Annotated in this window: 23 protein-coding genes; 7 read left to right on the top strand and 16 right to left on the bottom strand. The window is 71.3% G+C overall.

From position 1 onward, the window contains the following. Position 1: 1 nt before the first annotated feature. Positions 2 to 316, top strand: a complete 315-nt coding sequence (locus tag AC0682_RS18590; RefSeq protein WP_478533933.1) for a 4a-hydroxytetrahydrobiopterin dehydratase — start codon at positions 2 to 4, stop codon at positions 314 to 316. An 82-nt stretch (positions 317 to 398) separates the two neighbouring features. Here the strand turns inward: AC0682_RS18590 and AC0682_RS18585 are convergent, their stop codons facing one another. From AC0682_RS18585 to AC0682_RS18520, 14 genes are all read right to left on the bottom strand, one after another. Beyond that, positions 399 to 584: a DUF397 domain-containing protein gene (locus AC0682_RS18585; protein ID WP_478533931.1), complete on the bottom strand. Its 186-nt coding sequence runs from the start codon at positions 582 to 584 to the stop codon at positions 399 to 401. Then, positions 577 to 1,173, bottom strand: coding sequence for a DUF5753 domain-containing protein (locus AC0682_RS18580; protein WP_478533929.1), 597 nt, complete (start codon positions 1,171 to 1,173; stop codon positions 577 to 579). The genes AC0682_RS18585 and AC0682_RS18580 overlap by 8 nt, the downstream gene beginning before the upstream one ends. A 674-nt stretch (positions 1,174 to 1,847) precedes the next feature. Beyond that, positions 1,848 to 2,234, bottom strand: a complete 387-nt coding sequence (locus AC0682_RS18575) for a DUF6907 domain-containing protein (protein WP_478448636.1) — start codon at positions 2,232 to 2,234, stop codon at positions 1,848 to 1,850. After that, positions 2,234 to 2,467, bottom strand: coding sequence for a hypothetical protein (locus tag AC0682_RS18570; RefSeq protein ID WP_084995747.1), 234 nt, complete (start codon positions 2,465 to 2,467; stop codon positions 2,234 to 2,236). The genes AC0682_RS18575 and AC0682_RS18570 overlap by 1 nt, the downstream gene beginning before the upstream one ends. Continuing rightward, the gene (locus tag AC0682_RS18565) at positions 2,467 to 2,868 is read right to left on the bottom strand and encodes a hypothetical protein (protein ID WP_175513521.1); all 402 of its coding nucleotides are present in this window, start codon (positions 2,866 to 2,868) and stop codon (positions 2,467 to 2,469) included. The genes AC0682_RS18570 and AC0682_RS18565 overlap by 1 nt, the downstream gene beginning before the upstream one ends. A gap of 308 nt (positions 2,869 to 3,176) precedes the next feature. After that, entirely contained in the window at positions 3,177 to 3,473 is a 297-nt protein-coding gene (locus AC0682_RS18560) for an HNH endonuclease (RefSeq protein WP_478448638.1), read from the bottom strand. Continuing rightward, positions 3,470 to 3,775, bottom strand: a complete 306-nt coding sequence (locus AC0682_RS18555; protein ID WP_478533927.1) for a hypothetical protein — start codon at positions 3,773 to 3,775, stop codon at positions 3,470 to 3,472. The genes AC0682_RS18560 and AC0682_RS18555 overlap by 4 nt, the downstream gene beginning before the upstream one ends. After that, a complete protein-coding gene (locus AC0682_RS18550; RefSeq protein ID WP_175513524.1) occupies positions 3,772 to 3,930 on the bottom strand; it encodes a hypothetical protein in 159 nt (52 codons plus the stop codon). Before AC0682_RS18550 ends, AC0682_RS18555 begins: the two co-directional genes overlap by 4 nt. Next, positions 3,927 to 4,124, bottom strand: coding sequence for a hypothetical protein (locus tag AC0682_RS18545; protein ID WP_175513525.1), 198 nt, complete (start codon positions 4,122 to 4,124; stop codon positions 3,927 to 3,929). Before AC0682_RS18545 ends, AC0682_RS18550 begins: the two co-directional genes overlap by 4 nt. Further along, on the bottom strand, positions 4,121 to 4,537 hold the full coding sequence (locus tag AC0682_RS18540) for a DUF6907 domain-containing protein (protein WP_478533926.1): 417 nt from the start codon (positions 4,535 to 4,537) through the stop codon (positions 4,121 to 4,123). Before AC0682_RS18540 ends, AC0682_RS18545 begins: the two co-directional genes overlap by 4 nt. Further along, entirely contained in the window at positions 4,534 to 5,253 is a 720-nt protein-coding gene (locus tag AC0682_RS18535) for a DUF6907 domain-containing protein (protein ID WP_478533924.1), read from the bottom strand. The genes AC0682_RS18540 and AC0682_RS18535 overlap by 4 nt, the downstream gene beginning before the upstream one ends. Before the next feature lie 104 nt (positions 5,254 to 5,357). Beyond that, a complete protein-coding gene (locus AC0682_RS18530; RefSeq protein ID WP_478533923.1) occupies positions 5,358 to 6,173 on the bottom strand; it encodes a sigma factor in 816 nt (271 codons plus the stop codon). Continuing rightward, a complete protein-coding gene (locus AC0682_RS18525; RefSeq protein ID WP_478533921.1) occupies positions 6,170 to 6,421 on the bottom strand; it encodes a hypothetical protein in 252 nt (83 codons plus the stop codon). Before AC0682_RS18525 ends, AC0682_RS18530 begins: the two co-directional genes overlap by 4 nt. Next, entirely contained in the window at positions 6,418 to 6,822 is a 405-nt protein-coding gene (locus tag AC0682_RS18520; RefSeq protein ID WP_018489408.1) for a hypothetical protein, read from the bottom strand. Before AC0682_RS18520 ends, AC0682_RS18525 begins: the two co-directional genes overlap by 4 nt. 236 nt (positions 6,823 to 7,058) lie before the next feature. Here AC0682_RS18520 and AC0682_RS18515 point away from each other — a divergent pair, with 236 nt between their 5' ends. The 3 genes from AC0682_RS18515 to AC0682_RS18505 all read left to right on the top strand — a co-directional run bounded on the left by AC0682_RS18515 (position 7,059) and on the right by AC0682_RS18505 (position 11,547). Beyond that, positions 7,059 to 7,349 carry a helix-turn-helix transcriptional regulator gene (locus tag AC0682_RS18515; protein ID WP_478533920.1) on the top strand — a complete coding sequence of 97 codons (291 nt, stop codon included), beginning with the start codon at positions 7,059 to 7,061 and terminating at the stop codon, positions 7,347 to 7,349. A gap of 205 nt (positions 7,350 to 7,554) precedes the next feature. Further along, complete coding sequence (locus AC0682_RS18510) at positions 7,555 to 10,383, top strand: ComEC/Rec2 family competence protein (protein WP_478533919.1); 2,829 nt, start codon at positions 7,555 to 7,557, stop codon at positions 10,381 to 10,383. A gap of 279 nt (positions 10,384 to 10,662) precedes the next feature. After that, entirely contained in the window at positions 10,663 to 11,547 is an 885-nt protein-coding gene (locus AC0682_RS18505; RefSeq protein ID WP_478533917.1) for a YceI family protein, read from the top strand. A gap of 51 nt (positions 11,548 to 11,598) precedes the next feature. Here AC0682_RS18505 and AC0682_RS18500 read toward each other — a convergent pair whose 3' ends face one another. Further along, positions 11,599 to 11,844 (bottom strand): hypothetical protein, encoded by a 246-nt coding sequence (locus tag AC0682_RS18500; RefSeq protein WP_254812587.1) that lies wholly within the window; start codon positions 11,842 to 11,844, stop codon positions 11,599 to 11,601. A gap of 92 nt (positions 11,845 to 11,936) precedes the next feature. On the opposite strand from AC0682_RS18500, the gene holA reads away from it, so the two are divergent. Continuing rightward, a complete protein-coding gene (gene holA / locus AC0682_RS18495; protein ID WP_478533916.1) occupies positions 11,937 to 12,926 on the top strand; it encodes a DNA polymerase III subunit delta in 990 nt (329 codons plus the stop codon). 497 nt (positions 12,927 to 13,423) lie between these two features. Here the strand turns inward: holA and rpsT are convergent, their stop codons facing one another. Further along, entirely contained in the window at positions 13,424 to 13,690 is a 267-nt protein-coding gene (rpsT, locus tag AC0682_RS18490; RefSeq protein ID WP_018487114.1) for a 30S ribosomal protein S20, read from the bottom strand. Positions 13,691 to 13,917: 227 nt separating this feature from the next. On the opposite strand from rpsT, the gene lepA reads away from it, so the two are divergent. Further along, entirely contained in the window at positions 13,918 to 15,792 is a 1,875-nt protein-coding gene (lepA, locus tag AC0682_RS18485; RefSeq protein ID WP_478533915.1) for a translation elongation factor 4, read from the top strand. Positions 15,793 to 16,055: 263 nt separating this feature from the next. After that, positions 16,056 to 17,945: an AMP-dependent synthetase/ligase gene (locus AC0682_RS18480; RefSeq protein ID WP_478533914.1), complete on the top strand. Its 1,890-nt coding sequence runs from the start codon at positions 16,056 to 16,058 to the stop codon at positions 17,943 to 17,945. The last annotated feature ends 130 nt before the right edge of the window (positions 17,946 to 18,075 follow it).

Genomic DNA, 18,075 nt, shown 5'->3' with positions numbered 1-18,075 from the left:
CGTGGACAAGACGCCGTTGACGGACGAGGAGATCACGGAGCGCCTGGCAGCACTGCCGGGCTGGGAGCGCGAGGGAGACGAGATCACCCGCACGTTCGGGATCCGCTACCACGGTGGCATCGCGATGATCGTGCACGTGGCGGACGTCGAGCGGCTGATCGGACACCATGCGGATATCGATCTGCGGTGGGACCGCGTCCGGTTCGGGATCACGACACACGATGCCGGGCATCGGCTCACCGAAGCCGACTTCGACCTGGCCGCACGCATTGACCGGATCGCCGCCGCCCATGAGGCCAAGCCGCAGGGCGTCTGATCCAGACATACGAAAGCGCCTCCTGCCCGGCCGGTGAAGGCTCAGGCAGGGGGCGCCGTGACGTATTGCGTGACGTATTTCGTTACAGCGGGCGGTCCTTGACCCAGTCGACGAGGTCGGCGAACGTGCCGGGGGTGATGCTGATGCGGGGTCCGGTGCGCCGCTTGGAGTCCCGGACGAGTACTTCGCCGGCCGGGCGGGCGACCTCAACACACGCCCCGGTGTCGGTGTAGCTGGACAGCTGCCAGGTCAGTTCGTCGTCACGCATGGGTGAGTCGCCTTCTCGCTGCTTCGATCATCCGAAGCGAGTCCACCGGGCTTGCCGCCCGCTCCTCCACATGATCGCAAGCGTGGATGAACGACAGGGCCTTTTCCGGGGTGTTGATGACCGCGGTGCCTGCCAGGTGCTCGATGAACACGGCGCGCCCGGGGCGTCCCTGGTAGACGGTGAACGGGCCGTGCAGCCCGGCATGCGCCTCGCCCCGGGGCAGGACCCGCACGTCGAGGGTGGGGCGCAGGGCGAGGAGCGTCATGAGGTGGTCGAGCTGTGCGGCGAGGGTGGCCGGCCCGCCGACAGGCTGAGTGAGAACTGCTTCCCCGATGACGAAACGGGCTGTACGGCCCGCTGCGCGCCCCAGGGAGTCGATGCGCACGGTTCGGCCGGTGGCCCGCTTCTCGACGTCGTGCGGGGGCAGGGCGGGCGCTGCCGTGGTGATGGCGGCGCGGGCGTAGTCGGCGGTCTGGAGCATCCCCGGCATCAACGTGGGGTGCCATCCGTGGATGTGGTCCGCCGCGGTCTCCAAGGCGAGCAGCCGGTCAAGGTGCTCGTCGAGGCTCTGGGGGTCGGTGACGGGCATGGGGTCCTTCCTGGTGTCAGTCGGGAGTGACGGTCTCGCGCGCGCACACGCGTTGACCTAAGGGAATCGGGGTGAAATCGGGGTCTGACACCCCGGTCTGACACCCGACTGACGGTGGTCAACTGCCATTCAGGTGTCAGAAGTGGTGTCATCGCAGGTCAGATGGGGTGTCAGGGGTCTGACGGGGGTCTGACAGGGGGTGCTCACGGGGTGCTCAGCGCTGCTCCGTCGCAGGTCACAGCCGCTCAGACTGCTGCTCAAGTAACTGCTCACCAGATTTTTGAGCACCGCGTGAGCAGTGCCTTGAGCGGCTGTGACCTGCGGTCGAGCACCCGTGAGCACCCCGTGAGCAGTGGGCGATATCGGGGCATAGTGGCCTGGTGGAGCCCCTGGCGGGCGGGCGCTAGGGGCAGGGTCGGGGCACGGTGGCAGACCCGGCAGATGCCCGGTTTGCACCCGGCGCAGACCCGGCGGAAACCCGGCGGAACCTTGTATGCGATGCAAGGTTCGCCGGGCTGTTGCCGGGGTCCTGCCGGGTCCCCGCCGGGCGTCTACCAGCCCGACTAACCCCCGTCTACAGGCCGACTATGGCCCGTCTAAGACCCGCCTAGGTGACGATCACTAGACGGGCCATAGCCGGGTTCAAGACGGGCCCAAGACGGGAGGCAGACGGGTCAGCGACGCTCGGCGTCGATCCGGGCCAGCAGGCCCCGCAACCGCACCAGGCCCGTCCGGTACGAATCGACCGCGGCGAGCAGCTGGTCAACCCCGGGAAGGCTCAGCTCGGTGCCGTCCGCCTTGTGCTCCGTGTTGTTCAGCCACACGATCGCCCCGGCCGGAGTCGGATCCGTCGAGTGCAGGCGCAGCGTCGCCCCCATCGCCGGAGGGGCCAGCCGGCCCGGCATCACCCGATCCCTGGGGATCGCGATCTCGACCAGGTCGGACTGGTGGAAGCAGTCGTCAGCCTTGTCCTCCCAGTACGCGTGATCCGTCACGCACCACGACGGGCAGCTGATGGTTGAGGTTCCGCCGGCCAGCGTCGGTCCGGTGTAGGTACGCATCAGTGGTTCTCCTTCGGGGCGATCAGGTAGGCGGTGGGTAGGCGCTGGTCGAGCGGGATCGGCAGGCCGCTGCATTTCTCGTGGGCCGCGTCCCTGTACGACGGGATGTCGCACACCGAGCAGAACCAGCAGGAGTCACCCCAGTAGGCGTCCATCACCCAGCTGTGCGTGGACCACAGGGAACCCGGCCCGTACTTGGCCTCGGTAGCGATGAGGCCGGTAGCGGCGGCCATCAGATGTTTTCCTTCGGCGCCATGTGCGGGTACGCGCGGTCGATCGCGCGGTACTCGGACCGGATCAGCTCCGCAACGCTCCGGTCGTACAGCAGGTCCGAGAAGCTGGCGCCGTCCCGCATCAGGTCCCACGGGGACTCCATGTGCAGTGACAGCTCGACCCGGTGCCGAATCTCCTCGACGGGCAGCTCGTCGATGTTCTCGTCGTAGGCGCCCCGCATCGCCAGGTCGAACGCCGCGGCGAGCATGTCCCGGGTCATCGCGACCTTGAGCGTGACGACCGCGTGGACGTCTTCGGCGCCGAGGATGTCGTTCGTGTCGCTGGCACCGAAGACGTAGTCGGTCGGGACGGCCGGCGGCAGCGCTACCGGCCGGGTCTCGGTGTGGGAGAGGATGGTCATGGTTCTGTCCTTCCAGGAGCGGACCACTGGCGGGCCCCGGGGTGCGATCCCGGGGCCCGCATGACGTTCGGGGATTGGGCCGGAACCCTTTACGCCCAAGGGCTGTGCGGGTGCTTCCCGGGCCTACGGGAAGCAGGTTGTGCGGGGTGGGGGGACTTGCGATGCACGCTGCGGCGACGCCCCGAAAACAGGGGGACCTTTTGGGACTCGACCTGCGACGCGACGGTGGGGGGTCGATGGGATTTGACCTGCGGTCCAAGGCCCTCCGAAACCGGGGGAACACTTGGGTCGCACGCTGCGAACTTTCGCTACGCGGCCACGCCGAACCGGTCCGGGTCGACGGCCGCCAGGTGCAGCAGCAGCGAGGCGAACACCACCGGCAGCGCGTCGGCCTTCGCCTGGTTGCACGGGTCGCATGCGAGCACCAGATTCCGGGGCTTGCTCGTCGGCCACACAGACCACGGGATGTAGTGGTCGAGGGTCACCGCGGACACGTCCTCGAACGGCTGGCGGCAGTAGTGGCACTGCCAACCGTCGCGCTGCCCGACGTAGTCGCGGATGGCTCGCCGCGTCTTCCCGTGAAGCCAGTCACCTTTGCGCCTCACGATGCCCCCACCCTCGGCGGAAGGTCGAACGGGTAGGGCAGTGACGGGCCGCCCTCCCACCGGAACGAGTACTGGAGCCACGCCTCACGTACCGCGTCCAGGGCGGCCTGGTAGGAGTCGGTGTCCGTCCTCGAACCGTCCAGGAGACGCTGCCGCCAGTCGACGAGCACGACGAGCAGCTGTTCCACGTACTCCTGCGGTGCGTCACCGTTCGCGCTCCCGCCCTCCCCGTCGGGGTACTCCAGGGCGAAGAGGGTGTCGGAGGTGACGCCCTCGAAGCGGTCGGGGTAGTTGATGCTCATCGACCCTCTCCGTTCGTCCGGTTCGCTTCGAAGTCGGGGGCGAGGTTCCTGAGGTTCGGGGCCTCGAACGCCATCGTCCGGGGCACGTACACCGGCCCGAAGTCGAAATCGTCCGGCACCGCCACCAGATCCCCGCCACGCTCGATGAGGATCACAGCGCCTCCCCCGCGGTCAGCCCGAGGGCCCGGTCGAGCATGCAGTCGAGGATGTGCGCCCCGTACCGGTCGCCCGCATGCCGGGCCTCGATCAGGAGATCCGCCAGGACCACCGCCGGGGGCGTCCGGACGTTGTGGGGGACGGACCTGAGGGCAGCGTTCTCCGTGGGCCGGTGAACGAGTGCGGTGCTCACTGGCCCTCACCGGCCCGGAGGTTGACCAACTCGGCGGCCATGAGGTCGATGTGGTCGGCCTGGCCCCGGAGGGCGGCGGCGATGCGGTGGGCGCCGGTCGGGCCGACCTCCAGGAAGCCGTCATCGGTCTCGACACCGAGGAACACGGCGTCGCGGTCGCTGTACGGCCACTGGACGAGAGACACCTCGACCAGGCTGGTCGGCCCGTGCTCGGGGGTGTCGGCCAGCGCCCAGACGGGCTCACTGCGGTGGGTGATCTCCGCCTTCGCCGGCGGGACGCTGTACCCGTGCTCGACGAAGCACCACGTGGGGCAGGCGACCCGCACGGTCCCGGCGTCCAGCGTCAGCACGCTGGTCGTACCGTCCGCGTTCCTGCGGGGCTCGGGGGCCACGATGGGCATGTCGGCACTCACCGGCCGGCCGCCTTCGCCGTCATGCTGCGCAGGGAGGCGGCGAACTCGGTCAGCTCCGTGCAGAGTTCCACCGACTGCATCAGCGGCAGGAAGTACAGCGACTGCTCGTCGTCGATGACGATGTGCGGCTCCCGCTGCACCACGTCCACCGCGAACGGGTCGACCGCGATGTGCGCGTACAGCAGCGCCATCGGGCCGTTCTCGGTCGGCAGCTCCAGCGTGATGCGGGAGCTCTGGTGAACGATGTTCTCGATGTTCCCGGTGTGCTCGTGGTGCGGCTCGCTGCACCAGTCGAAGCACTGGATCGTGCCGGTGATCTGCTTGGTGACGCGGTAGCTGGCCGGCCCCTTGGTGCGGGTCGCGGGCTCGGGGGTGATGGTGTTCAGGAACTCCCGGACGATCGGTTCACGCTCGTCCTGCGGCAGCGACCGCGACAGCTTGATGTCAGCGTCCCCGATGCGGCCGTGGATCGTGGCGTGCACGCCGATCGGCAGCTCCTCGGGCTCGACCTCCTCGACGGTGACCCCGAGGAGGGTCAGCAGCTTGGGGAGGGGGGTGGCTGCGGTCTCCCCGATCGTCATGCCCTGCCACATGGCGTACAGGTCGGCGGTTGCGGTGGGCGACGCGGTGGTGGGCTCGGCGGTCGGCGGGGTGACGGGCGCCCCGGACTGGCGGAACGCGGCGGGGATGGACGTGGTGCGGGCGGTGTCGCTCATGGCGGGTCTCCTCAAAGGCTGTGAGGGGCCCCGGCCGGGCGGACGACACACGTCCGGCCGGGGCAGTCCCGGAACCGCGGGACACGGTGGTGGAGCAGGGGCCGTCAGGCCGAGGTGAGCTGGCGGCCGGAGCGGACGGAGTAGCAACCGCCCGACTGCTCGACCGGCTGGTTCGCGTACTGCCAGGCCGTGGGGTCGGTCGCCGTCTCGACGGTGTTCCGCTTCACCCGGTAGTGGTCGATGACCGTGTGCCGGGCGATCGTCCGCAGCCACGCCTTCACCTGGGCGTCGGTGGTGGCCCGGCACTTCGGCCACGCCTTCCACGCCCGGATGAACACCTCGGCCGTCAGATCCTCCGCGAGAGCGAAGTTCCGATCGCGGACCTCGGCAAGGACCACCCCGGTCACGAAGCCCTGCTGCGCCGCGTACAGGGCGCCGAACGCCTGCTTACGCTGCTCGGCACGCTCAGCGCTCCGCAGCCTGGAGGCCGCCGCCCGGTGCCGGTGGCAGGTGCGGCACTGGCGGGAGCCCGACTTACGGACCGCGGTGTTGGCCTCATCGAACGGGTGACCCTGGGCACAGTGCGTCCAGTCACGGCCGGTCCCGGCGATGCTGCGCCCCGACCTGCCCGCCTCGGCGCGGGTCATGGCGAACAGATGGGCGGGGTTGATGCACCGGCGGTGCAGGCACGTCACCCCGCCCTTGCACGACAGGTCGACCTGGTGGCAGGTCCGGCCGACGGTGTGCCCCTCGGGGATCGGGCCGACGAACTGCTCGTAGGCGATCCGCTGGGCGTTCACGGCACGACCGTCGATCGCGAGCCGGGGGTACCCGTTGTTGTTGGTGTTCCCGGTCCAGATCACGCAGCCGCTGGGGCCGGGGGTGGTCTTGGTCAGGAGCCGCTCGGCGAGGGTCTTCACAGGGCCACCGCCGATCCGGTGGTGTCGGGGATGGCGACGATGGTGTCGAGGAAGCCGGGGTCAGCGATCCGCACGATGCGCAGCGGGCTGCCGTCCCGGTCGGTGACGTTCCACTCGTCGACGGGGGCGCCCTCAAGGCGGGCCTCGACGATGCCGAGCAGGGCCTGCGTGGCGGGCTCGGTGCCCCACACGGAGCCGTGGTTGTCGAAGTTCACGGCCATGCCGGGGGCCCAGGGGATGGTCTTCACAGGGCCACCGCCAGACCGGCGGTCGCCAGGGTGAAGCGGGCGACGGCGGCCTTGAACTCGGCCTTCCGGGGGGCGTAGGCGGCGACTAGGCGGACCAGCTGGGCGAGGGTGTACCGGTAGACGGTGCGGGTCTTGCGGGACCGGCCGCCGTTCACGGTGCGGCGGGTACGGGCGACCCGGGCCGGGGCGATACCGAGGCGCTTCGCGACGGACCGGAGGCCGTTCGCGGCACCGCCGGCGGTGGCGGGGTCGGTGCCGGTGGCGATGAGGTGGGAGGCCAGCGAGCGGGGGCGGCGGCGGCAGGAGGCGGCGAGCCGGTTGAGGGCGGTGCGCTGGCGGAGGGTCTTACGGGCCGTGCGGCGGTTCGCCCGACGCTGGCGGGGGGTGAGAGACTGCGACATAGCGGTACTCCTGTTCAGGCAGGTGTTTCCGTCAGGCCCTCGTTCGGTGCTAGAGACACCGAGCGGGGGCCGCTTGCGTAAGCGGCGCCTCCGGGAACCTTGCCCCGTTGACATTGACAACGTTAGGGCGTCAGGGGAACCTTGTCAATGTCAGTACGGCGAAGTTCTTTGGAGGGTTCCAGCCTGTGATCGCTACCGCACTAGACCTTGTCAACGCCGATGGGACAATGAGACCCATGGCCGACCTGAACGCTGACTACTGGACCGTTGAAGACATTGCCGACCACTGGGGCGTTGCGGTCCAGACCGTCCGCAGTTACCGATCCCGCAAGCGCGGCGAGCTTCCCGAAGCCGACAAGATGTTCGGGCGCTCCCCGGTGTGGCGTCCTTCAACGATCCTCGCGTTTCAGAGGCCGGGGCGAGGCGCGCGAACCGACCTCAAGGACGCGCAGGCTGCTGCGCCGGCTGAGAGGGCGAACGCCGACCAGGCGGACGGCGAGCGCTCGCCGTCTGTCGGCAACGGATAGCAGAACTGGCCGCAGGAATGCCCTGGTCTCTTGACCAGGGCATCTTTGTAGGTGGGCAAGGATGCATCGGTGACCGCCGGTTCGCCGACCTCCGACCGCTCGTGCAGCCGTGAGCGGCGGCGGGGAGGGGTCCGAGCCGGGACGCGGGGTGCCCGGGAACGTCGGCCGGGCACCGGGGGCGGCCCGGGCACGGGAGGAGGGGCCGGTGGACCTGCGGCTCGTCCCCCCGGCCCTGGCGGTGTGGGCCTCGGCGGCCCTCGCACTGGGACAACCCGGCCACCGGGTGGCCGCGGGGGTGGCGGTCTGCGTGGTTGCGGCGGTGGTGCTTCTGACGGCGGCGTCCGGCGGGCGCAGCCGTGCGGCGGTGCCCGGTGGCGGGAGCCGGAACGCCCTGCCCGACGGGGGTGGGCGCCTGACCGGCGCCTCCGGCCCCTGCGAGCGCGGAGCGGTGGCCGGGGTCGCTGAGGGCAACCGGGTCGCCGTGTCCGCTGATGGCGAGCGTGCCGCCGGAACCGCAGGGCCCGCCGGATCCGTCGGCTTCGCAGAGGACGTCAGGTACAGGGCGCCCGCCGAGCCCGCCGAGCCCGCCGAGCGCGGGGCGTCCGGCAGGGGCGGTCGGCCCACCGACTCCGCCGCCGCCCCCAAGGCCGGAAGGCCCGGGCGGACCGGGTCGCCTGAGTCCGGGCTGTTCGCCCCGCCCGCGTGGTCCGGACGGCCAGGGCGGCCGGGGCGGCCGGGGTGGTCCCGGCGGACCAAGGCGGTCGGCTCACCCGGGCGGTCCGCGTCGGCTGTCGTGGTCGGGGCCGTACTGCTCTGCGCTGCGGCCGGTGGGGCCACGGCCGGGTTGCACGGGGCCGATGTGCGGCGTGGGCCTGTCCCCGGGCTGGCGCAGGAGCAGGCGCGGGTCGGCGCCGAAGTGCGGGTGACCTCCGACCCCCGGCCGACCCGTCCCGGTGTGCGGGGCAGCCACAGCACCCCCGCCACACTCCTGATCAACGCCGACATCACCGAGGTGGCGGCCCCCGACGGCCGACGCGCCCGGGTCCGTACGCCCGTGCTCCTCATGGTCGCGCCCGGGGACGACCGGGCGGCGTGGCAGGGGCTCCTGCCCTCCACCCGGCTCCGGGTCGACGGGCGCCTCTCACCCCCTGCCCACGAGGGTGAACGGCTGGCCGCCGTCCTGCGGGTGGAGAACGAAGGGCCGCCCAGAATCGTCGGGAACCCGACGGCGGTCCAGCGGGCCGCCGGCGGTCTGCGCTCGGGGCTGCGGGAGGCGACGGACGGGCTCGACGCGGACGCGCGGGCGCTGCTGCCGGGGCTGGTGGTCGGAGACACCTCCCGGGTCCCGCCGGACCTCCACGACGCCTTCAGGGCCACCGACCTCACGCACCTGCTGGCTGTGTCCGGGGCCAATCTGTCGATTCTGCTCTTCCTCCTCATCGGGCCGCCCGGATCGGCCCTGCACCGCGAACGGCGCGGCCTCGCACCGAAGCTCGGCATCTCCCTGCGCGCGACCGCGCTGCTCGGCGGGGCACTGACGCTCGCGTTCGTCGTCGTCTGCCGCCCCGAGCCGAGCGTCCTGCGCGCGGCGGCCTGCGGTCTGATCACCCTCCTCGCCATCGGGACCGGCCGCCGCAGGTCGCTGATCCCCGCCCTGGCGGCGGCCGTGGTGTTCCTGGTGCTGTACGACCCCTGGCTGGCCCGGAGTTACGGGTTCCTGCTCTCGGTCCTGGCCACGGGCGCCCTGCTGACGCTCGCGCCCCGGTGGAGCGCGGCGCTGCAACGACGGGGGATGCCCGGCCGTTTGGCGGAGGTGCTGGCGGCGGCAGCGGCCGCGCAGGCGGTGTGCGCGCCCGTCGTGGTCGTCCTGGCCTCGCGGATCAGCCTGGTGGCGATTCCGTGCAACCTGCTGGCGGAGTTCGCGGTGGCGCCCGCGACGGTCCTGGGGTTCGCGGCGCTCGCCGTCGCCCCGGCGGCCCCGCCGGTGGCCGAGTTGCTGGCCCGGGTCGCGGGCTGGCCGGCCGGGTGGATCGCCCGGGTGGCCCGTACGGGGGCGGACCTTCCCGGTGCGGAGGCCCCTTGGCCCGGGGGCTGGGCCGGTGCCGCTCTCCTGGCGGGCCTCACGGTGCCGGCCGTGCTGCTCGCCCCTCGGCTGGTACGGCGCCCCTGGCTCTGTGCCGCCGCCGCGCTGCTGCTGGTCCTGGTGGTGGTGCGGCCTGCCCCGTTGGCCCGGGTCGTCACCGGGTGGCCGCCGCCGGGCTGGGCGTTCGCGCTGTGCGACGTCGGGCAGGGCGATGCGATGGTGCTCGCGGCCGGGGAGGGCACGGGGGTGGTCGTCGACGCCGGCCCCGACCCCCGTGCGGTCGACCGCTGTCTGCGGGACCTCGGCGTCACCCGGGTGCCCCTGGTCGTCCTGACCCACTTCCACGCCGACCACGTCCGCGGCCTGCCCGGCGTGCTGCGGGGCAGGGCGGTGGGCGCGATCCAGACGACGAGCCTCGACGAGCCTCCCGAGCAGGCCGCGTTCGTCCGGCGTACGGCGGCCGAGGCCCGGGTCGCGACGGTACGGGCGGCACCCGGTGAGCGGCGCAGGGCGGGGCCGGTGGAGTGGCAGGTCCTCTGGCCGCGCGCCGGACCCGGGGGAGTGGCGGCGGTGAAGGGGGCGGGCGGGCCCAACGACTCCAGCGTGACCTTGTACGTACGGGCCGCGGGCGGGCTGACGCTGCTGCTCCTGGGCGACCTCGAACCACCGGGTCAGCTGGGGCTGCTGCACGGCCCGGCGGAGCTGCCCCGGGTGGACGTCCTCAAGGTGGCCCACCACGGCTCGGCCTTCCAGGAGGCGGGGCTGCTGGACCGCGTGCGACCCAGGCTGGCGCTGATCTCCTGCGGCGCGGACAACCCGTACGGCCATCCCTCGCCCCGGACCGTGGACGCGCTTCGGGCGGCCGGTGCGCAGGTCCTGCGGACCGACACCGACGGGGCCGTCGCGGTGACGGGCGCGGGCAGGGAGTTGCGAGCGGTGGGCCGCTCATGACGGGAGGCGACCGGGCCACGCGCTCGCACAGGCACACGCACAGACGCCGGCGCAGGCAAACAAGAGCGCAAGTACCCAAATGCGTACCTACAACCGCAGCTGCGTATGACTCGTATCACCCCTGCACAAGTCCTGACCAGACCTTCCTAGGCCCTCTGTTTGCCTCGAACGCCTCAACAGTGATCGAATGCCTACTCGTCGGCGGGCCGCTGGTTCCGACAACGACGTCCACCTGCCAGAGGCCCCGAAGCACGGAACGCCCCTGGGGGTACGGAGAAGATGTTCGGCCGTTGGCTGGGAAGCAGGAGCCAGGCGGGCGCGGGGCGCGGTGGGGCCCTCGCCGGACTGCAGGTGCACCGTTCGGCGGGCGTCCTCGGCTGCCGGGTGCTGGACCCGGTCGGCGAGCCGGTCCGGCAGGCCGAGTTCGTCATCACGGACGGGGTCGGCCGCAAGGTCGTGGGCGGCGAGACGGACCCGTTCGGCAGTGTGCTCGCCACGGTCGCGGAGGGCGACTACCGGCTGGCCGTCACGGCCGAGGGGTACACGCCCTTCCACGGGGCGGCCACGGTGGTCGCGGGGGGCCACGCGAACCTGGGCGATGTCGTGCTCCAGTCGGCGGCGCCCCCGCAGCTGCCCGAACCGGGGGACTGGGAGGTCGAGCCGAACCACTCGCAGATCGGGTTCACGGCCCGGCACATCGGCCTGGCCCGGATCCACGGCCGGTTCAACACCTTCGCCGGTGCCGTGCGGATCGCCGACCGCATGGAGGACTCCGCCATGCACGTGATCATCGACGCGGCGTCGATCGACACCAATGTCGGGATGCGCGACGACCACCTGCGCTCCGGCGACTTCCTCGACGTCGCCCGCTTCCCGACGCTGGAGTTCTACAGCGAGCGCTTCGTCCACCGGGGCGGCTCCCGCTGGGGCGTCACGGGCGCCCTGACCCTGCACGGGGTCAGCCGTACGGTCACGCTCGACACCCAGTACCTCGGCCTCGGCCACGGCCTCCAGGGCGAGCGGCGGGCCGCCTGCCGGGCCACCACCGAACTGCACCGCGAGGACTTCACCCTCACCTGGCAGACGATGCTGGCGAAGGGCATCGCCGTGGTCGGCCCCAGCATCGCCATCGACCTGGACATCCAGATCGTCCCGAAGGGCTGAGCCGGGGACCGGGCCCGCCCGAGGGGTAGGCCCAGGGTTCGGGGCCCGGCCCTACGGCTTCTCCAGCCACCCCTCGTACTCCGCGGCGAACGCGTCCAGCGCCCCGGCGTCCAGCCGCCGGGCCGGGTCCTCCACGACCACCAGCCACTGGGCGTCCTCGGCGTCGTCCTCACCGGCCAGGGCGTCCCGTACGAGCTGGGGCTCCTCGGTGACCCCGAAGCGGTCGGCCAGCTCCTCGGCCACTTCCTCCGCCGCGTCGCGGTCGGGCAGCACCAGTACGTGTCTCACATCGCTCACCCGGTCATTCTCCGGTACGGGCCCTGGTGCCCCGGGCCCCGGGGGCGGCGGCGAGACCGGACTGTCGGTGGGGCATGGGATGCTGGATCGCGATGGCCACCAGGAAGAGTTCCACCGACGATCCGCTCGCCCCCGTCACGCTCGCCGTGGGCCAGGAGGACCTCCTCCTGGACCGTGCCGTGCAGCAGGTGGTGGCAGCCGCCCGTGCCGCCGACGCCGACACCGACGTACGCGACCTGACGTCCGACCAGCTCCAGCCCGGCACCCTCGCCGAGCTGACCAGCCCCTCGCTCTTCGCCGAGCGCAAGGTCGTGATCGTGCGCAACGCGCAGGACCTCTCGGCCGACACCGTCAAGGACGTCAAGGCGTATCTGGGCGCCCCGGTCGAGGAGATCACACTCGTCCTGCTCCATGCGGGCGGGGCCAAGGGCAAGGGGCTCCTGGACGCGGCGCGCAAGGCGGGCGCCCGGGAGGTCGCCTGTCCGAAGACGACCAAGCCGGCCGAGCGGCTCACCTTCGTGCGTTCCGAGTTCCGCACCCACGGGCGGTCCGCGACACCCGAGGCATGCCAGGCACTGGTCGACGCGATCGGCAGCGATCTGCGGGAGCTGGCCAGTGCGGTGTCGCAGCTGATCGCGGACGTCGAGGGCACGATCGACGAGGCGGTCGTCGGGCGCTACTACACGGGGCGGGCCGAGGCGTCGTCCTTCACCGTCGCCGACCGGGCCGTCGAGGGGCGGGCGGCGGAGGCGCTGGAGGCGCTGCGGTGGTCGCTGTCGACCGGGGTCGCGCCCGTGCTGATCACCAGTGCGCTGGCGCAGGGCGTCCGGGCGATCGGGAAGCTGTCCTCCGCGCGGGGCGGGCGGCCGGCCGACCTGGCCCGGGAGCTGGGGATGCCCCCGTGGAAGATCGACCGGGTGCGGCAGCAGATGCGGGGGTGGACGCCGGACGGGGTGGCCGCCGCCCTGCGGGCCGTGGCCGCGGCGGACGCGGGGGTGAAGGGCGGGGGGGACGATCCGGAGTACGCCCTGGAGAAGGCCGTCGTCGCTGTTGCGCGGGCCGCGCGCGCGGGGGGTCGGTAGCCCCCTCGCGGAGGTGCGCGGCTGTGAGGGCCGTCGACCGCGGGGCCCTGCGGTCACCGGTTCCGTGAGCCGTCGACCTCGGGGCCCTGCGGTCACCGGTCCCGTGAGCCGTCGACCTCGGGCTCTGAGGTCACCGGGTCCCCCGCGGTCAACGGTTCCGTCCTCAAACGCCGGACAGGCCGGGACCGGCCGTGCGGGCGCACCGCAGCGTGCGGGAACTCGTCCGAGCGCCCGCCTCCGTTCTCGAACGCCGGACGGGCTGGACAGGCCCCGAACGGCCCGGAAGCGAGCCCTGGGCGGCAGCCCGGAAATGCCGAGAGCCCCGGGCTCCGACCTGGGGAGATCGGGGTCCGGGGCTTCGGGTCATGCTCTGGGTTGCGCCGCACCCGCGTGGCGAACGCAGGTTCGGTGTGCGGCGCGGGGGCCGGGCAGGGGCGGGAGAGAGGGCCCGCTGGTCCGTTCCGGCGAAGTCACATCAGTGAGCTTCGGGAAGAAGCTCAGGCCTGCAGGGAGGCAACCTTGGACGCCAGCGCCGACTTCTTGTTGGCGGCGGCGTTCTTGTGGATGACACCCTTCGAGACAGCCTTGTCGAGCTGACGGGAAGCGTCGCGAGCGGCCGTGGTGGCCTTCTCGACGTCACCGGCGGCGACGGCCTCGCGGGCCTTGCGGATCGCGGTCTTGAGCGACGACTTGACGGCCTTGTTGCGCAGGCGCGCCTTCTCGTTGGTCTTGTTCCGCTTGATCTGGGACTTGATGTTCGCCACGAAAGAGCCTTTTCAGGTTCGATGAATCTACGAGTTGTCCTCACCGGCCCACAGGAGCCACTGAGCACAGCTGTCCACGGTAGCAGTCACCCTCCGACCGGCCCAAACCGGTCGCTGTCGCGCGGGCGTGGGACGATGGAGCCTACGTATCGATCCGACCGACGATCCGACCGACCCGACATCGACCCGAGACACGGCGTTCGGCGTCTCAAGAATCAGGACCCTGCGTGCCCGCGACTCCTTCCAACGTGCCCGAGCCGAGCCGTACCGACCCGGCGCTGATCCGCAATTTCTGCATCATCGCGCACATCGACCACGGCAAGTCGACCCTTGCCGACCGGATGCTCCAGCTGACGGGCGTGGTCGACCAGCGGCAGATGCGCGCCCAGTACCTCGACCGGATGGACATCGAGCGCGAGCGCGGCATCACCATCAAGTCCCAGGCGGTCCGGCTGCCCTGGGCGCCCACCGAGGGCGAGGACCAGGGCCGCACCCACGTCCTCAACATGATCGACACCCCGGGCCACGTGGACTTCACCTACGAGGTCTCCCGTTCGCTCGCGGCCTGCGAGGGCACGATCCTGCTGGTCGACGCCGCGCAGGGCATCGAGGCCCAGACGCTGGCCAACCTCTACCTCGCGATGGAGAACGACCTCACCATCGTCCCGGTGCTCAACAAGATCGACCTGCCCGCCGCCCAGCCGGAGAAGTTCTCCGAGGAACTGGCCAACCTCATCGGCTGCCAGCCCGAGGACGTGCTGAAGGTCTCGGCCAAGACCGGTGTCGGCGTGGACGCGCTGCTCGACCGGGTCGTGCGTGACGTGCCGGCCCCGGTCGGTGTCGCGGATGCCCCCGCCCGCGCGATGATCTTCGACTCGGTCTACGACTCCTACCGCGGTGTCGTCACCTACGTCCGTGTCGTGGACGGCCAGCTCAACAAGCGCGAGCGCATCCGGATGATGTCGACCGGCGCCACCCACGAACTGCTGGAGATCGGGGTCTCCTCTCCGGAGATGACCCCGGCCGACGGCATCGGCGTGGGCGAGGTCGGCTACATCATCACCGGTGTGAAGGACGTCCGGCAGTCCAAGGTCGGTGACACGATCACCTCCCTGCACAACGGGGCGACCGAGGCGCTCGGCGGTTACAAGGACCCGAAGCCGATGGTGTTCTCCGGGCTCTACCCGCTGGACGGCTCGGACTACCCGGACCTGCGCGAGGCGCTCGACAAGCTCCAGCTCAACGACGCCGCCCTGGTCTACGAGCCGGAGACCTCCGCCGCGCTCGGCTTCGGCTTCCGCGTCGGCTTCCTCGGCCTGCTCCACCTGGACGTGGTCCGCGAGCGGCTGGAGCGCGAGTTCGGTCTCGACCTGATCGCCACCGCGCCCAACGTGGTCTACCGGGTCGAGATGGAGGACGGCACCGAGCACACCGTCACCAACCCGAGCGAGTTCCCCGAGGGCAAGATCGACAAGGTGCACGAGCCGGTCGTCCGCGCCACGGTGCTGGCCCCCAGCGAGTTCATCGGCGCGATCATGGAGCTGTGCCAGGGCCGGCGCGGCACCCTGCTCGGCATGGACTACCTCTCCGAGGACCGGGTCGAGATCCGCTACACCCTGCCGCTCGCGGAGATCGTCTTCGACTTCTTCGACCAGCTGAAGTCCAAGACCCGGGGTTACGCCTCCCTCGACTACGAGCCCACCGGCGAGCAGACCGCCCACCTCGTCAAGGTCGACATCCTCCTTCACGGCGACAAGGTGGACGCGTTCTCCGCGGTCACCCACAAGGACAAGGCGTACGCGTACGGCGTACGGCTCGTCGCCAAGCTGCAGAAGCTCATCCCGCGGCAGAACTTCGAGGTGCCGATCCAGGCCGCCATCGGCGCCCGGGTCATCGCCCGCGAGACGGTCCGGGCCATCCGCAAGGACGTCCTCGCCAAGTGTTACGGCGGTGACATCTCCCGTAAGCGGAAGCTGCTGGAGAAGCAGAAGGAGGGCAAGAAGCGGATGAAGATGGTCGGCAACGTGGAGGTCCCGCAGGACGCCTTCATCGCGGTGCTGTCCACCGACGAGTCCGCAGGAGAGAGCAAGAGCAAGAAGTAGTCCCGGCCCGCCGCCCCTCCCGGCGACGTCCGGCCGAAGGGCCCTCACACCGCAGTACCGTGCGGTGGTGAGGGCCCTTTCGTTATGAAAGCGGCGGCCCGTTGCCTCTTACGTGGGGGGCGCGTGCGCTCTACTCTGATCACGCATCGATGGTTACTCGCCAGTTAAACAAGCCGAACAAGCAGGTTGCGCAGCAGGGCAGTAGTAGTAGTCGCAGGATCAAAGAAGCCGGTCGTAGCAATGCCGCAGGCCCGGAGGACGTCGTGAGCGACACACAGACCAAGATCGATAACCGGCCGCCCTCCGTGGCGGCCCTCTTCATCGACCGCGTGGCGGCGACCCCGGACGGGGAGGCGTACCGCTACCCGGTCCCGTCGGCCTCGGGCGAGGGCCCCGACGACTGGAAGTCCCTGAGCTGGGGCCAGGCCGCGGAGCGGGTCTACGCCATCGCCGCCGGGCTGATCGCGCTCGGCGTGCAGCCGGAGGAGCGGGTCGCCCTCTCCTCCGCCACCCGGGTGGAGTGGGTCCTCATCGACCTCGGCGTCATGTGCGCGGGCGCCGCGACCACCACGGTCTACCCCTCCACGAACGCGGAGGAGTCCGCGTTCATCCTGGCCGACTCCGAGAGCCGCGTCCTCATCGCCGAGGACGCCGAGCAGCTGGCCAAGGCCCGTGAGCGCCGAGCCGAGCTGCCCGACCTCGCCCATGTCGTCGTCATCGACCCGGCCGGTGCCGAGCCCACCGACGACGACCCCGAGGGCTGGATCATCACCCTCGCGGAGCTGGAGGCCCGGGGCAACGAGCTGCTCGCCAAGACCCCGGACGCGGTCACCGAACGGGTCGCCGCCATCACGGCCGACCAGCTCGCCACCCTCATCTACACCTCCGGCACCACCGGCCGCCCCAAGGGCGTGCGGCTGCCGCACGACAACTGGTCGTACATGGCCAAGGCCACCGTCTCGACCGGGCTGATCAACGCCGACGACGTGCAGTACCTCTGGCTGCCGCTCGCCCACGTCTTCGGCAAGGTCCTCACCTCCGGCCAGATCGAGGTCGGCCACGTCACCGCGATCGACGGTCGCATCGACAAGATCGTCGAGAACCTGCCCGTCGTCCAGCCGACCTACATGGCCGCCGTCCCCCGGATCTTCGAGAAGGTCTACAACGGGGTCGCCTCCAAGGCCCGCGCGGGCGGCGGCGCCAAGTACAAGATCTTCCAGTGGGCGGCCGGGGTCGCCCGCGAGTACGCCAAGGTCTCCCAGGACAACTTCCGCCGCACCGGCAAGGCCTCCGTCCCCTTCGCGCTCGGCGCCAAGCACAAGGTCGCCGACGCGCTCGTCTACTCCAAGATCCGCGACGCCTTCGGCGGCCGGCTGCGCGCCTGCGTCTCCGGCTCCGCCGCCCTCGCCCCGGACATCGGCTACTTCTTCGCGGGCGCCGGCGTCCACATCCTGGAGGGGTACGGCCTCACCGAGACCAGCGCCGCCTCCTTCGTCAACCCGGGCGAGGCCTACCGCACCGGCACCGTCGGCAAGCCGCTCCCCGGCACCGAGGTGCGTATCGCGGACGACGGCGAGATCCTGCTGCGCGGCCCCGGCGTCATGGAGGGCTACCACAAGCTCCCCGACAAGACCGACGAGGTGCTGGAGCCGGACGGCTGGATCCACACCGGTGACATCGGCGAGCTGTCGGCCGACGGCTATCTGCGCATCACCGACCGCAAGAAGGACCTGATCAAGACGTCCGGCGGCAAGTACGTCGCCCCGGCCGAGATCGAGGGCCGGTTCAAGGCGGTCTGCCCGTTCGTCTCCAACATCCTGGTGCACGGCGCGGACCGTAACTTCTGCACCGCGCTCATCGCCCTGGACGGCCCCACCATCCTGGGCTGGGCCGCCGAGAACGGTCTGGAGGGCAAGGAGTACGCGGAGGTGGTCGCCGCGCCGCAGACCGTCGAGCTGATCGACGGCTACGTGCAGCGCCTCAACGAGGGGCTCCAGCGCTGGCAGACCATCAAGAGGTTCCGCCTCCTGCCCCGCGACCTGGACGTCGAGCACGGCGAGCTGACCCCGAGCCTCAAGCTGAAGCGGCCGGTCGTCGAGCGGGAGTACCAGGAGCTGATCGAGGAGATGTACGCGGGCTCGCGCGAGGCGTAGCGACTGCGCGCGCACCTGCGAGGCGCTCTGCGTCCGCGGGGGGGGGGGGGGGGGGGGGGGGGGGGGGGGGGGGGGGGGGGGGGGGGGGGGGGGGGGGGGGGGGGGGGGGGGGGGGGGGGGGGGGGGGGGG

It is taken from the genome of Streptomyces sp. NPDC043746, assembly GCF_056436485.1.
This window is presented reverse-complemented; position numbering and strand designations above follow the sequence as displayed.

Coding starts and splice junctions, on each gene's coding strand:
- AC0682_RS18585 (WP_478533931.1), bottom strand. CDS start 584: ATGCGTGACGACGAACTGACCTGGCAGCTGTCCAGCTACACCGACACC.
- AC0682_RS18580 (WP_478533929.1), bottom strand. CDS start 1,173: ATGCCCGTCACCGACCCCCAGAGCCTCGACGAGCACCTTGACCGGCTG.
- AC0682_RS18575 (WP_478448636.1), bottom strand. CDS start 2,234: ATGCGTACCTACACCGGACCGACGCTGGCCGGCGGAACCTCAACCATC.
- AC0682_RS18570 (WP_084995747.1), bottom strand. CDS start 2,467: ATGGCCGCCGCTACCGGCCTCATCGCTACCGAGGCCAAGTACGGGCCG.
- AC0682_RS18565 (WP_175513521.1), bottom strand. CDS start 2,868: ATGACCATCCTCTCCCACACCGAGACCCGGCCGGTAGCGCTGCCGCCG.
- AC0682_RS18555 (WP_478533927.1), bottom strand. CDS start 3,775: ATGAGCATCAACTACCCCGACCGCTTCGAGGGCGTCACCTCCGACACC.
- AC0682_RS18535 (WP_478533924.1), bottom strand. CDS start 5,253: ATGAGCGACACCGCCCGCACCACGTCCATCCCCGCCGCGTTCCGCCAG.
- AC0682_RS18520 (WP_018489408.1), bottom strand. CDS start 6,822: ATGTCGCAGTCTCTCACCCCCCGCCAGCGTCGGGCGAACCGCCGCACG.
- AC0682_RS18515 (WP_478533920.1), top strand. CDS start 7,059: ATGGCCGACCTGAACGCTGACTACTGGACCGTTGAAGACATTGCCGAC.
- AC0682_RS18505 (WP_478533917.1), top strand. CDS start 10,663: ATGTTCGGCCGTTGGCTGGGAAGCAGGAGCCAGGCGGGCGCGGGGCGC.
- holA (WP_478533916.1), top strand. CDS start 11,937: ATGGCCACCAGGAAGAGTTCCACCGACGATCCGCTCGCCCCCGTCACG.